We start from the raw sequence: 17,172 nt of genomic DNA, 5'->3' as shown, positions 1-17,172 counted from the left end.
GGGGATACCCGGGCATAGTTTCCGCCCCATGACGTTCGACGAAGAGATAGCCGAAGGGCTGGCGGTCCCTACCGACGGCTGGGACTTCTCGTGGTTCACCGGCCGTGCCACCGAGGAGCGCCCCGGCTGGGGCTACGTGCGGCTCTGCGCGGAACGGCTGGGTGGGGTCGACACCGTGCTCGACGTCGATACGGGTGGCGGCGAGGTCTTCGCTGAGGCGCTCGGGCGGGCCGCGCACGTACCCGGCACGGTGCGCGCCACCGAGGGCTGGGCACCGAACCACACGCTCGCCTCAGCCGCACTGGCACCCTTCGGTGGTGCGGTGACGCTGCTCGACGACGACGACGCCCCGCTCCCCTTCGCCGACGGCACGTTCGGCATGGTCATGAGCCGCCATCCGGTCTCGTTCCCGTACACCGAGGCCGCACGGGTGCTGGCACCGGGCGGCACCCTGCTGGTCCAGGAGGTCGGAGCGGGCTCCAACCGTGGCCTGTACGAGTTCCTCATGGGCCCGCAGGAGAACCAGGACGCGGAGTACCTGGACCGGCTGCGCGCCCGAGTGTCCGGCGTCGGCCTCGACGGGGTGCTGCTCCGGGACGCACTGACGCGGGTCGAGTTCTTCGACCTGGCCGCCGTTGTGCACTTCCTGCGCAAGGTCCTGTGGACGGTGCCCGACTTCTCGGTCGAGAAGTATCACGACCGCCTGCGGACGTTGCACGACCACATCGCGGAGCACGGCTCGTTCATCTGCCACAGCCGCCGCACGCTCGTGGAGGCACGGAAGGTTTGAGCGCGGCGCGCGGCCTCAGGGTGCCTCGGTCGGCTTTCCGTTCACGTCCTCGCGGGCCGACGGCGCATCGGCGCGCTGCGCCGTCAGGTCACGCGGCGTCAGCGTGAACCCTTGCCAGTGCATCTCCATGGGGCTCTGGTCCTCGTCGCGCGCCACATGGTGGAACCCGACGGCGACCCAGGTGACGACGTCGGACAGCTCCGCCTTGTCCTGGGCGAAGTCGAGCACGCCGGAGCCGCACGTCCCCTCCTTGTTCGCCGTAGCGAAGAGCTGGCAGCCGTCCGCCTCGGTGAAGGCGATGGCATAACCGCCGTCGTCGCCGGCCGCGCCGCTGCCGTGCTCGTGATGCTGGTCCTGGGTGAGCTCGAACGGCGTCGTCGCTCCGGTCTCCACCTGGTAGGAGATCTCGTGCCCGTCCTCGTTGCGGACATCGGGGTTCACTACGCGCCACCAGCGCCGGTCGGCCGCCTGGGCGGTGCCCTCCTGCGAGATCCGGGTCAGGCCGCCCTCGACGAGCGGCGCCCGCGGCCCCTCCTCGCCGGTCGGCGCGGCGTCGTACTGCTCCACCACCTGCCCGCCCGACCCGCCCAGCGCCCAGTGCACCCGCCACACCGCGTTGTGGGAGTGGCTCGTGGCGTAGTCCGTGTCCCCGGGACCGACGGCCCAGCCGTGGGCCGGGTCGTCGCCGTAGTCCGCGGGCGAGAGGTCGCCGGTGGCGCCCAGGTCGGAGCGGATAGTGCCGTCGCTGCCGAACGTGTACTGGCTGACGTACTCGTACCAGCCGACCTTCGAGATGGTCGCGAGCCGTAGGTCCGTGCGCCGGGCCACCTCGGTGCCTGCACTGTCGCTGCTGCGGTAGGCGATCCCGCCGTCGACCACCTCCCGGCAGAGGACGGAGCGCCGCTCGCCGCCGCCGCCCATCGAGCCGTCGCCGATGTCCGGCAGGTACGTCTCGAGGCGCTCGCCCAGGCACTCGGTCTCGGTGAGGGTCATCATCTGCGGCCCACCGAAGCCCTGGGTGGTGATGTCCTCGGTGTTGCGCAGGCCGGTGTCGTACGGCACCTCGAGCTGCCCGATCGACAGCTCGGCCAGCACCTGCACCGGCTCGTGCTCCGCCGGGGTGAAGTACACGTCCTCGAGCACCAGCCCCCGGTCCGCATCGACCCGCCAGCACATGCTCCAGGTAGAACCGCTGAGCAGCTGCTGCATGATCGGGTCGTTCTCCGCGCACTGCAGGTCCACGCCGCCGGACGCCGTCGACTCCTGATAGCGCGGGGCGGGGGCGGCGGGTATGGCCCGCTCCACCACCAGGATCGCGGCCACGACGAGCCCGACGATCGCCGCTGCGGCGACAACTGACGGAATCACTCTGCGCCTCGACGACGGCTCCGGCACGTCTCCCCCTTAGAACTGAAACTGCTGGACAACGCGACCGGCCCGGTGCGACAAGTCGCACCGGGCCGGTCGTACTGCGTCAAGAAACCTGCAAGCTAAGTCAGAGACTTAGGCTCATCAGACAGCAGGCTTGTCGCCCGAGATCCGACCCATCGCCGTGGCGAAGGCCTGGCTGATCTCACGACGGCGCTTGATCATGACCGCACCGGCGCCGAGGAGCAGCACCATGGCGGCAATGAGCGCTGCCACGTTCGCACCGGTGGAGGCGAGGCCACCGCCGTTGCCGTCGCCGTCACCGCCGCCGCTGACCGAAGAAGCGACGACCTGGAACTCGGCCGAAGCCTGGTCCCCGTGCTCGAGGCTCGTGGCCGTACCCACGTGGGTGCCGACCTCGAAGTCCGCCGGGACGTCGAACGTCCACTCGACGTTGCCGTCAGCGTCCGCCGTAGCGTTCGGGAGCACCAGCGCGTCAGAGGTGACCCACCCGGCAACCGTCTCGCCCTCGTCGAAGCCCGAGGCGTAGAACGTCTGGCTCTGGCCAGCCGTACGGGTCTCGTGCTCGAACCAAGCGGTCAGCTCGCGGTCGCCACCGTCGTTACCACCGACGACTGCGATCGGCGTCTGTGCGCCCTCGCCGCCGTCCTCAGGCTGAGCGTCGACGATGATGACGCCCGGCGGGGTGCCCTCGGGAACCGTGATCGGGGTCGTGAAGCCGCAGTCGTCGTCGACCAGCACGGTGACGGAGTCACCGATCTGGTTGCCGTCGAGGTCCAGCAGCCGGACGATCACGTTCTCGTTGCGCGGGAAGCCCGTGCCGGTGACCTGCACGTCCTCGCCGGCCATGACCGAGGTCGGGTCGGCGGTGATGGTCGGGTCCGTGCACTCCTCGCCGCCGCCACCGAGCTGCACCGTCAGCGGGGCCTCAGCGGCCTCACCGGTGGTGTCGTCGGTGCCAACAACCGTGAAGCTACCCGGCTCAGCGTCGTCCGGAACCGGAACGTCGACCACGAAGCCGCCGTCCTCGTCGGTGTCCACAACGATCGGGTCGCCGACGGGGTCGCCGGCGGGGTCCTCAAGCTGAACGGTTGCCGTCGAGTCCGGCGTGTAGCCGGTACCGGTGGTCTCGGTGTCGTCACCAGGGGCGACAACGGACGGGTCCACGGACAGCTCCGGGTCGATCCCCGGGTAGCCACCGTCACCCTGGACGCGAACCGCGGCGTTGCCGAGGTTGATCCGGGCGAGCTCGTTGGCCCCCGGCAGGAGCCCGAGGCTCAGCGCCGACAGGTCGAACGACGTCTCGGTGTCGGAGCTCTCCGTCACCTGGTGGTTGATCTGGATCGAGATGATCTGGGCGAGCAGCTCGAAGACCGGCGAGAGCACCTCGCGGATCGGCGCGGTGACCGAGTCCGTCTTGAGGTCGTTGATCAGCAGCTCGAAGATGTTGTCACCCTCGTCGCTGATGACCAGGTCGTAGACCGGGCCCAGGATCGGCGCGAGCGCCGGTCCGACGGTGTTGATGGTGCCGACCAGGATCTCGGCGACCGGAGCCATCGTGCCCGTGCTGTTGTTCTCAGCCTCGGGGAAGTTGCCGTTCACGGCGTCCGCCAGCGGCAGCGACCACGACACGTCGAGGTTGCCCAGCGGGCTCTCGTCGGTGAAGGCGATGTTGATGGTGACCGAGTTCAGCGAGTCCTCGATCGCACCGATGAGGATGCGGGTGACGTCCTGCATCAGCTCGTGGATGGTCTCCGCGACGAGCGGGTAGGTCGTGTCGTCGATGAGCTCGAAGTTCGGGGGCAGCTCGTTGAGGCCGCCCTCGGTCTCGTCCGGGTTGTCCACGATCTTGTCGAGGTGAACCGTGAGCTCACCGGTCGACAGGTCGATCGTGATGAGCTGGTTCGCCGAGGTGATCGGCTCGCCCACGACGGACTGGAACAGGTTCTCCTGCATGTTGCTGTCAACCGTGATCGAGGGGGTCGGAACGCCCGGGATCGTGTCGAACAGGCCGGTCAGGGCGCTGTCGTCCAGGTTGGTGTTGATCAGGTCCTCGACCGCCGTGTCGATGGAGCCGCCGATGTCGAAGATCGACGAGGCAGCGTCCTCGATGAGGGGCGAGTGCACGTACAGGTCCAGGTCGGCAACGCGGTACTGGCCGAGGCCACCCACGTCGTCCGGGTCGGCGATGACGCCGTCCTCAGCGTCGACCTCGGCCGCGAGAGCGCCGGCCTCGATCAGGAGCTGGTCGACGATCTCGTCCGTCAGGCTGTCGACGCCCAGCAGGCGTGCGACCGAAAGGACGTCAACGGACGCCAGACCGAAGTCCTCGGTCTGTCCGTCGAGCTCGACACCGCCGTCGGCACCGGCGAGGCCGGAGACCGCGTACGCGTCGGCTGGGGACGACGCCTCGCTCCGGCTGACCAGCGCGCCGGCCTGGCCGAAGTCAAGGATCTCGTCGAGGGGGACCTCGATGTCACCGAGGTGGATGAGCTCCGACCCCAGAAGTTCGACGTTCAGGTTGCCCTGGTTGGGTCCTGCGTTCGAGACATTGCCCGCGTCCGAGTAGGCGGCGGCGAGCAGCTCGTTCTGGAGGAGCGCTGAGTCGAGGACGCTCGCAGCGGCCTCGGACTGCTCCTCCGGGTAGTTGTTGACCGCGACTGCCGGCAGACCCGTGGCTGTAACCACGACTGCCGTCGCCGCGACCGTCACCAGGGATCGGCGCAGCATGCGGCCACCCATCCGACGTCGGCGTGACGGTACTTGCGTTCGGTTCAAAAGAACTCACTCCTCCACATTCGCGCTTAAGTAAAAGCGTCCGGATCGGTACGTGATCACGACCGGTTCGTAGGGGCAGTGGCGCAAGACACACCGGCTCCCGGCGATCAGACAACAGTGATTTACAGGGATCTGCCAGGCAGAACCGCAATCGTGCGCTGACGCAAATGAACGCAAATTTGAGTGCGTTCCAAGCGATTAAAAGCGCAATAAAGATTGCCACGCAGAAAGACAAAGATTGTCTCGGGGGCATCCATTGGGAGAGTCAGGTACGTCCGGTTTGCCGGGTGAAATATGCTGGCAGCAGCGGGTGAAGACTTGACCCGCTGCCGCCAATCAGCCGCCCGCGAGCCAGGCGGGCGGACGGGTCTCGGCCAGGCGGACCAGATCTCTCCGGTCGCGGATACCGAGCGTCGTGTACGCCTGACGCAGCCGGTTCACGACGGTCCGCTCGGAAACGAACGTCGCCTGGGCGATCTGCGAGTTCGTGGCGCCGTGCACCGCGAGCCGCACCATCTCCCGCTCGGGCCTGCCGAGCACCTCCCACTCGGGGACGGTCTCACCCTCCGTGCCCGTCTCGGCGAGGAACACGTCGATGCCGCGCAGCCACCCGGTCATCCCGGCCAGCCGCACCAGCGTCCGGGCCTCGTCGAGGATCGTGTGCCCCGTCGCGTCACTGCCGCGGGTCACTGCATACCTGCCGTACGCCACCAGCATGCGCACCCGTTGCCAGGGCGACATGGGGGCCGACGGCGTGTGCAGCGCGGCCTCGAAGGCGGCCGACGGCACTCCGTCGTCGGCCAGGAGCGCGCCGAGCCTGGAGTGGGCGGCAGCGACGTCCCCAGCGACCCGTTCCTCCGGTGCGACCGCGGGTTCGAGCAGCCGCTCGGCCCGTGGCCCGACCTGGCCGGACGGCGTTGACGCCAGGGCGGCCTCGACAAGGTCGCAGCGCACCTGCACGCGCCCGCGGTACGGCCAGGCGCAGTGCTCCAGCGCGATGGTGAGCAGTGCCACGGCCCCTTCGGCCTGCCCGACGACGAGGTGCGCCGCTCCCAGGTCCGCGGCGTACTCGCCGAGCGCCCGCGCCGACCAGCTGCCCGCCTGCGCCGGCATGGTGCTCGCCGGGACGGTCCCGTCGACGACGGCGTCCGCCGAGGCACGCATCCCGCGTGCCGGGAGCCATCCGTCGACCGAGGGCCGCAGCTCCGCCGCGTGCGCGAGATGCGCACGGACGTCGACGGCCCGCCCGTCGAAGGCGGCAATGCGGGCCGCCGCGAGGTCCCGGGCCACGATCTCCGCCACGGTCCGCCCCGACGACTCGCCGGAGTGGTCCGCCAGCAGGCTGCGCGCCCCGACCACGTCGCCAAGCAGGAGCAGTGCGCGCACCTGGGTCTCGACGCCCACCCAGTCCTGGCCAGGGGTCTGCCCGATCAGGCGCAGGTCCGCCCGGAACGGGTCGGCGTCCGGCAGGTCGCCGGTGTCCTCGAGGCGCAGGAGCGCCTCCGCTACGCGCGCGCCCGCAGCGCGGGCGTCGTCGCCGACGGCGCCGGGGTCCCGCCACCACAGGTGGTCGGTCCAGTCCTGGCCCACACCGTCCGGCACCAGCGGGCCACCCAGATGGTCCACCCACACGCGACCGGTCAGCATGGACACACCGACGGCGCGCGCCGCCAGGCGCGGGTCGGGAGTCGCGGCTACCAGCGCCCAGGTGCGGTCGGGCAGCTCGTCCAGGTGCAGCCCGTCAAGAATCCGCGCCGCTGCGGCCGGCCCAATCGGGTCCCGGTCGTGGGCCTGGGGCTCGCGGCCGTCCGCTTGGCCGTCGGCTCCGCGCACCTCTCGGCACAGCAGGGCCAGCAGCGGGTGCCGCACGGTCGAGCGCCCGTCCCGGCGGGCCGTCGTGGTGCTGCCCAACGGCGTCGCCGCGAGCGCGGTCATCGTGGCCGGGTCGAGCCCGGCCAGCATCGCGCGGTAGGCGCGCCGGGCCGCCGAGCCGACGGTCTCGGGCCCGGTCCAGGAGGCGTCCCCGCCGAGCTCGGCGGCGGTCAGCGACCCCGCGAGCTCCAGTGCGATCCGGGGGTTGCCGGCGCTCCACCAGCGCAGGTTCTCCACGACGTCGGCCGCCACCGGGGCGCTCAGCTCCAGGTCGAGCACCCGCCGCAGGGACATCCGGTCGAGCGGGGCGAGCTCGAGCACCTCGACGTCGTCGGACAGCGACTCGACGGCGATGCTCCGCACGGCGGCGATGACACGCCAGTCCTGGCCGTACGCCTCGTCCGCCAGGCGCTGGAGCCAGCGCGCACGTTCCGCGGTCAGCACCCCGACGTCGTCGACGAACAGGACGCGGGGCCCGGCCCCGCCGCCCCTACCCCACGAAGTGTCCTCGCTGCGCTGCGGTACTTCGCGGGGACCCCGGGCGGCTCCGCCGTCGCCGGCCCAGACCGAGACCGCGCGCAGGAACCCCGCCGCGTCGAAGTCAGCGTCGTGCTCGGGACGGTCCGGTACGGACCAGGCAGACAGGTCGATGCGCCGGCTGTTGTCCAGGTCGTGTGCCGAGGGCCGGGGTGAGCAGGGCCGCACCACGCGGACCGCCGACGGTCCCGCGCCCACCTGCTTCAGCGCGTGGAGGATAGTCGTGGTCTTGCCGATCCCGCTCAGGCCGCGCACAACCAGGACCGTCGGGTCCAGGTCTGTCGCGAAATGCCCGATGACCCGGAGCTCTCGATCACGCCCGTGGACCACGTGGTCCCTCCCCCTGCTGCCTGCCTGGTTCTGCCGCGCCGCCGGCTCTGTCGAAGGCACAGCCACGGAAGGCCCGTAACTTGATGGCACGAACACCCCAATTCGCCACTTAGTTGAATGTGGACGAGTAGCGACTCAGGAGTCTATGGCAGGAGATAAATCGCGCATGGCGAGGGTGTGATACGGGAGATTACGGCTCTACCTGGCGCATCTCGGGCACGCCATTCCGAAATGCCCAATTCGAGAAACTCGCGGTCACGCGAGCGGGCCGAGCATCTCCTGCCGGTCGGCCTCGGGACGGACGGAGCTGTCGAGCACACCGACGAGTTTCTTCTCCTCGTACCGGAAGTGCGTCTCCATGACGGCTTCGATGCCGTCGAGGTGGCGCAGCATCTCGTCGCGGTCTGCGCCCGACCTGGCGGCGCGCTCCAGCGCGCCCAGCAGGTGGTCCAGCATGGAAGCGGGTCAGCCGCCCAGCAGCTCGGCGACCACCGCGGGGACCGCCTGGGCAATCTGCAGCGCCGCCACCGGCCCGCCTGCCGATGCCCGCGCCGCCGCCCGCCCGTGCACGAGCGCCGCGACCGCCGCGAGGCGAGCAGCGAGCGTCTCGTCCTCGACGACCTCGGCGGAGCGGGCCGCGAGCAGCGTCCCCAGGATGCCACCGAGCACGTCACCCGCGCCGGCGGTGGCGGTCCAGGGCGGCGCGTCGGCCTGCGCGTAGGTGCCACCGGGGCCGGCCACCACGGTGATCGCACCCTTGAGCAGCACGGTCGCTCCGGTCACCTGGTGCGCCGTGCGCGTCCAGTGCAGCGGCTTCGCCTCGACCGCCGCCCGGTCGACGTCGTGCCCGAGGCTCTGCAGCAGCTCCGCCAGCTCGCCGGCGTGTGGGGTCAGCACCGCCCATGCCGGGAGCCGGTGCTCCAGCATCGTGAGCGCGCCCGCGTCGATGACCGCGGGCATCCTGCCGCCGGTCACGTCCTCGGACAGCACCCCGGTCACGGCCGCGAGCGCCCCGAAGATCCGGCGGGCCTGGCCGTCGTCGTCGGACTCGTCCTCGGGCTCGATCGCGGGGACACCGGGCCCGAGGACCCAGGCCTGCACCCGGCCGCCCGCCACCACTACCTCGGGGCGGGCCAGCAGCACGCGGGTGCCGACCGCCTCGGGCCCGAGGTAGCGCACCATGCCGGCGCCGGACAGCACGGCGCCTGACGTCGCGAGCACTGCCGCGCCCGGGTAGGTGCTCGTCCCGGCGATGACGCCGACCACGCCGCGCGTGTACTTGTGGTCCGTAGGGCCCGGAGCGGGCCACAGGGCGGCCACGTCGGCGGGCTCGATGGCCTGCACCCGGGCCGATGCCGGGTCGGTGCTGCCCAGCGCGTGCCTGCCGAACCCGGCGCGCTGTGCCGCGCCGGCCCGGTTGTCGGCCCCCGATCCCGTGGCGCCCGCCCCCATGGGGAAGCCGACGTCGACCAGCTCGATCTTGCCGGCGAGGTGTGCCGCGGGCGGGAGCAGCAGGCCGGCTTTGAGCGCGCCGAACGTCACGGTGCGGTCGGCGCGCAGCACGGGACCGGGCACCGCGCCGTCGTCGACGCCGATGCCGCTCGGGATGTCGACGGCGACCGTCCAGGGCCACCGCGACCCCGCCGTCTCGCGGGCCTCCGCGAGCGTGCGTACCAGCCCGCCCGCGGGCGCCCGCAGGGCGCCGCGTGCCCCGACACCGATCAGGCCGTCCAGCAGGACGTCGACCTCCAGGGCGGCCCGGACCACTGCCGGGACCCGGACGTCGGCGAGCGTCACTACCTCTCCGCCGGCGGCCCGGAACGCGGCGAGGCCCTCCTCGTGCGCACGAGAGGAGGCGAGCACGGCGGTGGCCTTCATGCCGCGGCGCAGGAGGTGCGCGCCGGCGAACAGGGTGTCGCCGCCGTTGTTGCCGGGGCCGACGAGCAGCAGGGCGTGCGCGCCCCGTACGTCGCCACGGGTGGCGCCCGCGCGAGCGGGCCGGATCCGGGCGGTCCCGGGCAGCCCGTCGGAACCGAGGCTGCCGTGCAGGCGGACGCCGCTCGCGCGGGCGGATCCGTGCGCCGCGGCGCGCCCGGCGGGCGGGCGGGCCGCCACGTCCCGAAGCACCGCCTGCGCCAGCGCGTAGGCCGCTCTTGCCATCAGCGGCTCACCGGCAGCGATCAGCGGCTCTTCGGCCTTCCGCACCTCGTCGGAGCTCCATGCGTCTTTCACAGCCCTATAGTGCCGTCTCCGCGGGGTCAGAGGTACCAGAGTCCGGCAAAGTGGACCGCCCCTCCCGTCGAGTCCGCCGTCGGCATAGGGTCGTGCCATGCGATTCGGACTCTTCATCCCGCAGGGCTGGCGCCTCGACCTGGTCGACATCGCGCCCGCCGACCAGTGGGCTTCCATGCTTTCCCTTGTTCACCGCGCGGAGAACCAGGCGGCAGGCGAGGCCATCCCAGGCGGGGAGTTTGCGTGGACCTCAGCCTGGGTCTACGACCACTTCCACACCGTCCCGGAGCCGACCACCGAGGCCACCCACGAGGCCTGGTCCCTGATGGCCGCCTTCGCGGCGGCCACCCAGCGCATCCGCCTGGGCCAGATGTGCACCTGCATGGCGTACCGCGAGCCCACCTACCTCGCCAAGGTCGCGTCGACCATCGACACGATCTCCGGCGGCCGCATCGAGATGGGCATCGGCGCCGGCTGGTACGAGCACGAGTGGCGTGCCTACGGCTACGGCTTCCCGTCCGCGGGCGAGCGCCTGCGCGCGCTCGACGAGGGTGTGCAGATCATGGCGAACATGTGGCGCACCGGGTCCTCGGGCACGTTCGAGGGCAAGCGCTACCAGGTCGACGGCGCGCTCTGCTACCCGCAGCCGTTGCAGCAGCTCCCGGTGGGCGACGGCGGCGCCGACGTGCCGTCCATCCCGCTGTGGATCGCCGGCGGCGGCGAGAAGAAGACGCTGCGGATTGCCGCGCAGCACGCCCAGTACACGAACTTCGCCGGCGCGCCGGAGGAGTTCGCACACAAGTCGAGCGTGCTGGAGGCGCACTGCAAGGACATCGGCCGGGACTTCGGTGAGATCACCCGGTCGGCCAACTACTCGGTGGTGATCGGCGAGAACGAGGCCGCCGTCGCCGAGCGCCTGGCCTGGATCGAGGCGCACCTGCGCAGGTGGGCCCCCGAGAAGGCCGACCAGGAGATCAGCAACTGGCGCAGTGGGTTCCTGGTGGGTACACCCGAGCAGATCGTGGAGCGGCTGCAGGGGATGCGAGCTCGCGGCCTGGAGTACGCGATCACGTACTTCCAGGAGGCGGCCTACGACCAGTCGGGCATCGAGCTCTTCGAGAAGCAGGTCATCCCAGAGCTCCAGTAGCCGCGCCCACAACAGACCCCGGCGGGGTCAGCCCTCCGCGATCACCATCGCGGAGGCGATCCCCGCGTCGTGGGAGATCGTGATGTGCCAGGTGCGCACACCGAGCTCGGCGGCGCGGGCGGCCACGGTGCCGCTCGCGTCGATCCGGGGCGGGCCGCCCACCGTGCGGTGCACCGTGACGTCGTGCCACTGGAGGTTCCCGGGGGCGCCCAGCGACTTCGCGATGGCCTCCTTCGCCGCGAACCGCGCGGCGAGGGAGGCCGGCGGCAGCTCGCGCTCGGCCTCCGTGAACAGCTTCTCGCGCAGCCGGGGCGTGCGGTCGAGGGTCTCCATGAACCGGGCCACGTCGACCACGTCGATGCCCGTCCCGATGATCATTCGCCCAGCGTAGGTCCCCCGCCGCCCACCACCGGTTGGGTCTTGCGCACGATGCCCGTTTTGAGGCACCCTGCTCCTGTAATGCAGAAGTAAAGATGGCGCCTGCATCGTACCGGCAGAGCGCCATCTTTCACGCGGAGGAGGCAATCATGACCGAGGACGACGACAAGCTTCCCTTCCCCGTGCTCGCAGTGATCGTCTTCGGCATCGTGATCGCGGGGATCGTCACACTGCTCGTGTTCTTCGCCCAGTAGAGCCGGCCCCTGCGGCTACTCCACCGTCACCGACTTGGCGAGGTTACGCGGCTGGTCCACGTCCAGACCCTTCGCGGTCGCGAGCGCCATCGCGAAGATCTGCAGCGGCACGACGGCGAGCAGCGGCTGGAGCAGCGTGGGTGCCTGCGGGATCCAGAAGATCTCGTCGGCGTACTTGCGCACCTCGTCGTCGCCGTCCTCGGCGATCACGAGGGTGCGCGCGCCGCGAGCGCGGATCTCTTGGATGTTGGAGACGACCTTGGAGTGCAGGGAGTTGCGCCCGCGCGGCGACGGCACCACCACAAAAACGGGCTGGCCATCGTCGATCAGGGCGATCGGCCCGTGCTTGAGCTCGCCGGCGGCGAACCCCTCCGCGTGGATGTACGCGAGCTCCTTGAGCTTGAGCGCGCCCTCCAGGGCCACCGGGAACCCGACGTGCCGGCCGAGGAACAGCACCTTGTCCGACTTCTCCATGGACCGGGCGGTCGCGCGCACGTACTCGCCGCGCTCGATGACGGTCTGGATCTTGGCCGGCATGGCGCGCAGCTCGTCGAGCAGTATCGCGATCTCGTCGGGGAACTTGTTGCCGCGCAGCTGCGCCAGGTACAGGCCCAGCACGTAGGCGGCGGTGATCTGCGCGAGGAACGCCTTGGTGGAGGCGACGGCGATCTCGGGGCCCGCGTGCGTGTACAGCACGGCGTCGGACTCGCGCGGGATCGTGGAGCCGTGGGTGTTGACTATCGAGATCACCTTGGCACCCTGCTCGCGGGCGTGCCGCACGGCCATCAGGGTGTCCATGGTCTCGCCGGACTGCGTGACGGCGACCACCAGGGTGCGCTCGTCGACGATCGGGTCGCGGTAGCGGAACTCGTGCGCGAGCTCGACCTCGACGGGGATGCGGCACCAGTGCTCGATGGCGTACTTCGCCACGTGCCCCGAGTACGCGGCGGTGCCGCAGGCGACCACGATGATCTTGTTCACGGCGCGCAGGATCGACTCGTCGATGCGCAGGTCGTCCAGGACCAACGCCCCGGAGGCGTCCGTGCGGCCGAGCAGCGTGTCCGCGACGGCCTGCGGCTGGTCGTGGATCTCCTTGTCCATGAAGGACGCGAAGCCGCCCTTCTCGGCGGCGGCGGCGTCCCAGTCCACGGTGTAGCGCTTGGCCTCGGCGGGCTTGCCGTCGAAGTCCGTCACGGTCACGGACGTCGGCGTGATGGTGACCACCTGGTCCTGGCCCAGCTCGAGGGCCTCCTTGGTGTGCGCGATGAACGCCGCGACGTCGGACCCCAGGAAGTTCTCACCCTCGCCGAGCCCCACCACGAGCGGGGAGTCGTGCCGGGCACCGACCACCGTCTCCGGCGCGTCGGCGTGCACGGCGAGCAGCGTGAACGTGCCCTCCAGGCGGCCGGCGGCCGCCGTCATGGCCTCCGTCAGGTTCCCCGTCGCGCGGTACGCCCTGGCCACGAGGTGGGCGGCCACCTCGGTGTCGGTCTCGGAGCGGAACGTCACGCCGTCGGCCAGCAGCTCGGCCTTGAGCTGGGCGAAGTTCTCGACGATGCCGTTGTGGATCACGGCGAGCCGGTCGCCGTCGGCCAGGTGCGGGTGGGCGTTGACGTCGGTGGGGCCGCCGTGCGTGGCCCAGCGGGTGTGCCCGATCGCCGCGGTCGCCTCAGGCAGGGGGTTGTGGTCGAGGACCTCGATCAGGTTGGCGAGCTTGCCCGACTTCTTGGCCCAGGCGACGCCGTCCAGCCCGGGCGCGACGAGCGCGACGCCGGCCGAGTCGTACCCGCGGTACTCGAGGCGCCGCAGCCCCTCGATGGTTACGTCGAGGGGCCTGCCCGACGGCGCGGTCACACCCGAGGCGTCGCCGTTCGCCCTAGTCGCAGCAGTTCCCGTGTAACCCACAATCCCGCACATGGGCGCGAGTCTAGCGAGCATGCCCGACAGTCCCCATGACGGGGCTCACAAGCTCGCCTACCAGGCGTGCGCGGCGGGCGCCGGCGGCCGCCGCACAGGGTCCGGCAACGACCGGTGGCGATTCCCACGCCTGGTTGGGGCACAATGCTGCAAGTGGTTTCCCAGTATCCGACGACGGACCTCGGCGAGCACCTGCGCGCCCTCGCCCCGTCCTCGCCCTATGTGGATCTCGACCGTGCGGCCTGGAGCAGGCTCTCGGCCTCCACACCGCTGCCGCTGACCGACGACGACGTCGAGCGCCTGCGCGGTCTCGGTGACCCGATCGACCTGGCCGAGGTCGACGCCGTCTACCGGCCCCTGTCGCGCCTGCTCAACCTCTACGTGCAGGCCGCCGGCAGCCTGCACGACGCGACGTCGACCTTCCTGCACGAGGACCCGCCGCGTACCCCGTACGTGATCGGCGTGGCCGGCTCGGTCGCCGTCGGCAAGTCGACGACGGCGCGGGTCCTGCGCGAGATGCTCGCCCGCTGGCCCGAGACCCCCCGGGTCGAGCTCATCACCACCGACGGTTTCCTCTACCCGAACGCCGAGCTGGAACGGCGGGGGCTGATGGAGCGCAAGGGCTTCCCGGAGTCGTACGACCGGCGCGCGCTGATCCGGTTCCTGTCCCGCATCAAGGCGGGGCAGGCCGAGGTGCGCGCACCCGTGTACTCGCACGTCATCTACGACATCGTGCCCGAGCTGGAGATGGTGGTCCGCAAGCCCGACGTGCTGATCGTCGAGGGCCTCAACGTGCTGCAGCCGGCCCGGCCGTCCGCCGTCGACGAGTCGACCGTCGCGGTGAGCGACTTCTTCGACTTCTCGATCTACGTGGACGCCCGCACCAGGAACATCCGCCAGTGGTACGTGGACCGGTTCCTCGAGCTGCGCCGAACCGCGTTCACCAAGCCGGACTCCTACTTCCGGCGGTACGCGTCGCTCTCCGACCAGGAGGCGACGGACCGGGCCCTGAAGATCTGGGAGTCCATCAACGCGCCCAACCTCGAGCGGAACATCCTGCCCACCCGAGGCCGCGCGACGCTGGTGCTGACCAAGGGCTCGGACCACGCGGTCCAACGGGTCCGCCTCCGCAAGCTCTGACGCTCACTTGGTCGTGATCGTCCGCAACGATCAGTCGTCGGACGGCGGTACGGTCACCCTCGGCGGTTCGACCTCGGCGGTCGGCGCAGGCTCCTCCTCGGCGGGCTTGCGCGAGAACCAGCCCACGACCAGGTCCACGACGAAGCCCATGATGACACCCATCACCACACCGATGACTATCGCCAGCAGCGGGTCGTGGCCGAGCCACTGCGCCGCGACCAGGCCGATCCCCGCCGAGTAGAACGCCCACATGACCGCGGCGATGGCAGCGATCACCATGAACCGACGGCGCGGGTAGCCGACCGCGCCCGCCGTCATGTTCACGGCCACGCGGCCGATCGGGATGTAGCGCGCCGCCAGGATGAACGAGGCCCCGCGGCGGGCGAGCGCCCGCTCCGCCCAGGCCACGGCCCGGCGTCCGCGGTGCGACCGCAGGAACGGCACGCGGTCGGTGCCGATCATCTTCCCGATCTGGTACGCGATCTGGTCCCCCACCCACGCGCCTGCCGCCGCCGTCACCAGCACGAGCCACATCCAGGGTGTACCCGTGGTGTGCGCGGAGACCGCAAGGGTGATGACCACGGACTCGCTGGGCAGGGGCGGGAAGAAGCCGTCGATGGTCGCGAACGCGAACATCGCCGGGTAGATCCACGGCGAGGACGCCATCGCGAGGATCCATGCCTCCGTGGCGTTCAGGACAGCGGAGATGAGTTCGAGCACGGGACCTCAGGGGAGTCTCGGCCCGGGCGCTACCCGGGGTGGTGCCGGCACCTCGTAGTGCCTACCGCCAGCCTACGCAAGGGGCACCCCTGAATGGCATCAGGGGTGCCCCTGGTAGAACCCCGCTTCCAAGCATTCACGCGGCGTTCACGCCTGCCCCGCCCGCCACCACAGCAGGGCTACGGTAGGGCCGCGACGCGAGCTACAGCGCCAGTCGCTCCCGCACGACGGCGGCCAGGTCCTCGGCCACCTTGTCCGCCTCGTCCTGCGCCGGGGCCTCGACCATGACCCGCACGAGCGGCTCCGTACCGGACTGGCGCAGCAGCACCCGCCCGGTGTCCCCCAGACGCGCCGTGGCGTCGGCCACGGCCGCCTGCACGCCCTCGTCGGTACCCGCCCGGGACTTGTCCACACCCCGCACGTTGACGAGGGTCTGCGGCAGCCGCTCGATCTCGCCCGCGAGGTCGGCGAGCCGCTTGCCCGACGCCTTGACCCGCGCGGCGAGGTGCAGCGCCGACAGGACGCCGTCACCCGTCGTGGCGTGGTCGGCCAGGATGATGTGGCCGGACTGCTCGCCGCCCAGGCCGAAGCCGTGGGCGCGCATCTCGCCCAGCACGTAGCGGTCGCCGACGGCGGTCTGCACGGTCGTGATCCCGCGCTCCCGCATGGCGAGGATCAGGCCGAGGTTGCTCATCACCGTCACGACGAGGGTGTCGCCAGGCAGGCGGCCCTCCTCCTTGAGCGCGGTGGCGAGGATCCCGAGGATCTGGTCGCCGTCCACGATGGCGCCCGTGTGGTCGACGGCGAGGCAGCGGTCGGCGTCGCCGTCGAACGCGACACCGAAGTCCGCCTCGGACGCCACGACAACCGCCTGGAGCTGCTCCGGGTGGTTGGAGCCGCACTTCTCGTTGATGTTCCGGCCGTCCGGGCTCGCATTCATCACGACGACGTCGGCGCCTGCGGCGCGCAGCGCCTGCGGGCCCACCTCGCTGGCGGCGCCGTTGGCGCAGTCGAGCGCGATGCGCAGGCCCTCCAGCGGCCGGTGGTCCGGGGTGGTGCCGACGCTGTCGGTCAGGTGCCGCACGTAGCGCTCGGAGGCCGCCTGGCCGTCCATCCGGATGCGGCCGACGGCGGCGCCCGTCGGGCGCTCCCAGTCGTCGCCGAGCGAGGCCTGGATAGCATCCTCGACGGCGTCGTCGAGCTTGAGCCCACCGCGGGCGAAGAACTTGATGCCGTTGTCCGGCATGGGGTTGTGCGAGGCGGAGACCATGACACCGAGGTCGGCCTCCAGCTCGGTGACGAGATACGCGAGCGCGGGCGTGGGCAGCACGTTGAGCACCACCACGTCGACGCCCGCGGACGCGAGGCCCGCGGAGACGGCGCCCGCGAGGAACTCGCCCGAAGCACGCGTGTCCCGCCCGACGACGGCCCGCGGTCGCGGGCCCAGCAGCTCGCCCTGCGCGGTCAGCACCCGCGCGGCGGCTGCGCCCAGCTCCAGTGCCAGCTCCGCCGTGATGTCCCTGTTGGCAAGGCCCCGAACTCCGTCGGTGCCGAACAGCCTGCTCATGCCGGTTCTCCTCAGATCGTTCGGAGCCCACCGTAGCGGGCTCCCGCGTACCGCAAATGCAGATGGCCCCGCTGAACAGTGTCGAAACTGTTCGGCGGGGCCACCCGGCCCAGCGCTGGGG

12 protein-coding genes are annotated in these 17,172 nt (G+C 71.0%); 3 read left to right on the top strand and 9 right to left on the bottom strand.

The window, feature by feature from the left end; translation table 11 throughout:
* The first annotated feature begins 28 nt into the window (after positions 1-28).
* Entirely contained in the window at positions 29-790 is a 762-nt protein-coding gene (locus tag AB1046_RS20045; RefSeq protein ID WP_369371037.1) for a class I SAM-dependent methyltransferase, read from the top strand.
* 15 nt (positions 791-805) lie between these two features.
* On the opposite strand, the gene AB1046_RS20040 is transcribed toward AB1046_RS20045, so the two are convergent.
* The 5 genes from AB1046_RS20040 to AB1046_RS20020 form a co-directional block, all read right to left on the bottom strand.
* Complete coding sequence (locus AB1046_RS20040) at positions 806-2,158, bottom strand: copper amine oxidase (RefSeq protein ID WP_369371036.1); 1,353 nt, start codon at positions 2,156-2,158, stop codon at positions 806-808.
* Between the two features lie 144 nt (positions 2,159-2,302).
* Positions 2,303-4,909, bottom strand: coding sequence for a choice-of-anchor G family protein (locus AB1046_RS20035; protein WP_369371035.1), 2,607 nt, complete (start codon positions 4,907-4,909; stop codon positions 2,303-2,305).
* 384 nt (positions 4,910-5,293) lie between these two features.
* Complete coding sequence (locus AB1046_RS20030) at positions 5,294-7,696, bottom strand: LuxR C-terminal-related transcriptional regulator (RefSeq protein WP_369371034.1); 2,403 nt, start codon at positions 7,694-7,696, stop codon at positions 5,294-5,296.
* A 255-nt stretch (positions 7,697-7,951) separates the two neighbouring features.
* Complete coding sequence (locus tag AB1046_RS20025) at positions 7,952-8,152, bottom strand: hypothetical protein (RefSeq protein ID WP_369371033.1); 201 nt, start codon at positions 8,150-8,152, stop codon at positions 7,952-7,954.
* 9 nt (positions 8,153-8,161) lie between these two features.
* Positions 8,162-9,928 carry a bifunctional ADP-dependent NAD(P)H-hydrate dehydratase/NAD(P)H-hydrate epimerase gene (locus AB1046_RS20020; protein WP_369371032.1) on the bottom strand — a complete coding sequence of 589 codons (1,767 nt, stop codon included), beginning with the start codon at positions 9,926-9,928 and terminating at the stop codon, positions 8,162-8,164.
* A 97-nt stretch (positions 9,929-10,025) separates the two neighbouring features.
* On the opposite strand from AB1046_RS20020, the gene AB1046_RS20015 reads away from it, so the two are divergent.
* Positions 10,026-11,075, top strand: coding sequence for an LLM class F420-dependent oxidoreductase (locus tag AB1046_RS20015; protein WP_369371031.1), 1,050 nt, complete (start codon positions 10,026-10,028; stop codon positions 11,073-11,075).
* Between the two features lie 27 nt (positions 11,076-11,102).
* Here AB1046_RS20015 and AB1046_RS20010 read toward each other — a convergent pair whose 3' ends face one another.
* Positions 11,103-11,453, bottom strand: a complete 351-nt coding sequence (locus AB1046_RS20010) for a holo-ACP synthase (protein WP_369371030.1) — start codon at positions 11,451-11,453, stop codon at positions 11,103-11,105.
* 269 nt (positions 11,454-11,722) lie between these two features.
* Positions 11,723-13,624 carry a glutamine--fructose-6-phosphate transaminase (isomerizing) gene (glmS, locus tag AB1046_RS20005; protein ID WP_369371029.1) on the bottom strand — a complete coding sequence of 634 codons (1,902 nt, stop codon included), beginning with the start codon at positions 13,622-13,624 and terminating at the stop codon, positions 11,723-11,725.
* A 144-nt stretch (positions 13,625-13,768) separates the two neighbouring features.
* Here glmS and coaA point away from each other — a divergent pair, with 144 nt between their 5' ends.
* On the top strand, positions 13,769-14,764 hold the full coding sequence (coaA, locus tag AB1046_RS20000) for a type I pantothenate kinase (RefSeq protein ID WP_369371028.1): 996 nt from the start codon (positions 13,769-13,771) through the stop codon (positions 14,762-14,764).
* Between the two features lie 30 nt (positions 14,765-14,794).
* On the opposite strand, the gene AB1046_RS19995 is transcribed toward coaA, so the two are convergent.
* Together AB1046_RS19995 and glmM are read right to left on the bottom strand one after the other, a co-directional pair.
* Positions 14,795-15,484 carry a DedA family protein gene (locus AB1046_RS19995; protein ID WP_369371027.1) on the bottom strand — a complete coding sequence of 230 codons (690 nt, stop codon included), beginning with the start codon at positions 15,482-15,484 and terminating at the stop codon, positions 14,795-14,797.
* A 202-nt stretch (positions 15,485-15,686) separates the two neighbouring features.
* Positions 15,687-17,051: a phosphoglucosamine mutase gene (gene glmM / locus AB1046_RS19990; RefSeq protein ID WP_369371026.1), complete on the bottom strand. Its 1,365-nt coding sequence runs from the start codon at positions 17,049-17,051 to the stop codon at positions 15,687-15,689.
* Positions 17,052-17,172: the final 121 nt, after the last annotated feature.

The organism is Promicromonospora sp. Populi (assembly GCF_041081105.1).
Classification (GTDB): Bacteria; Actinomycetota; Actinomycetes; order Actinomycetales; family Cellulomonadaceae; genus Promicromonospora.
This window is presented reverse-complemented; position numbering and strand designations above follow the sequence as displayed.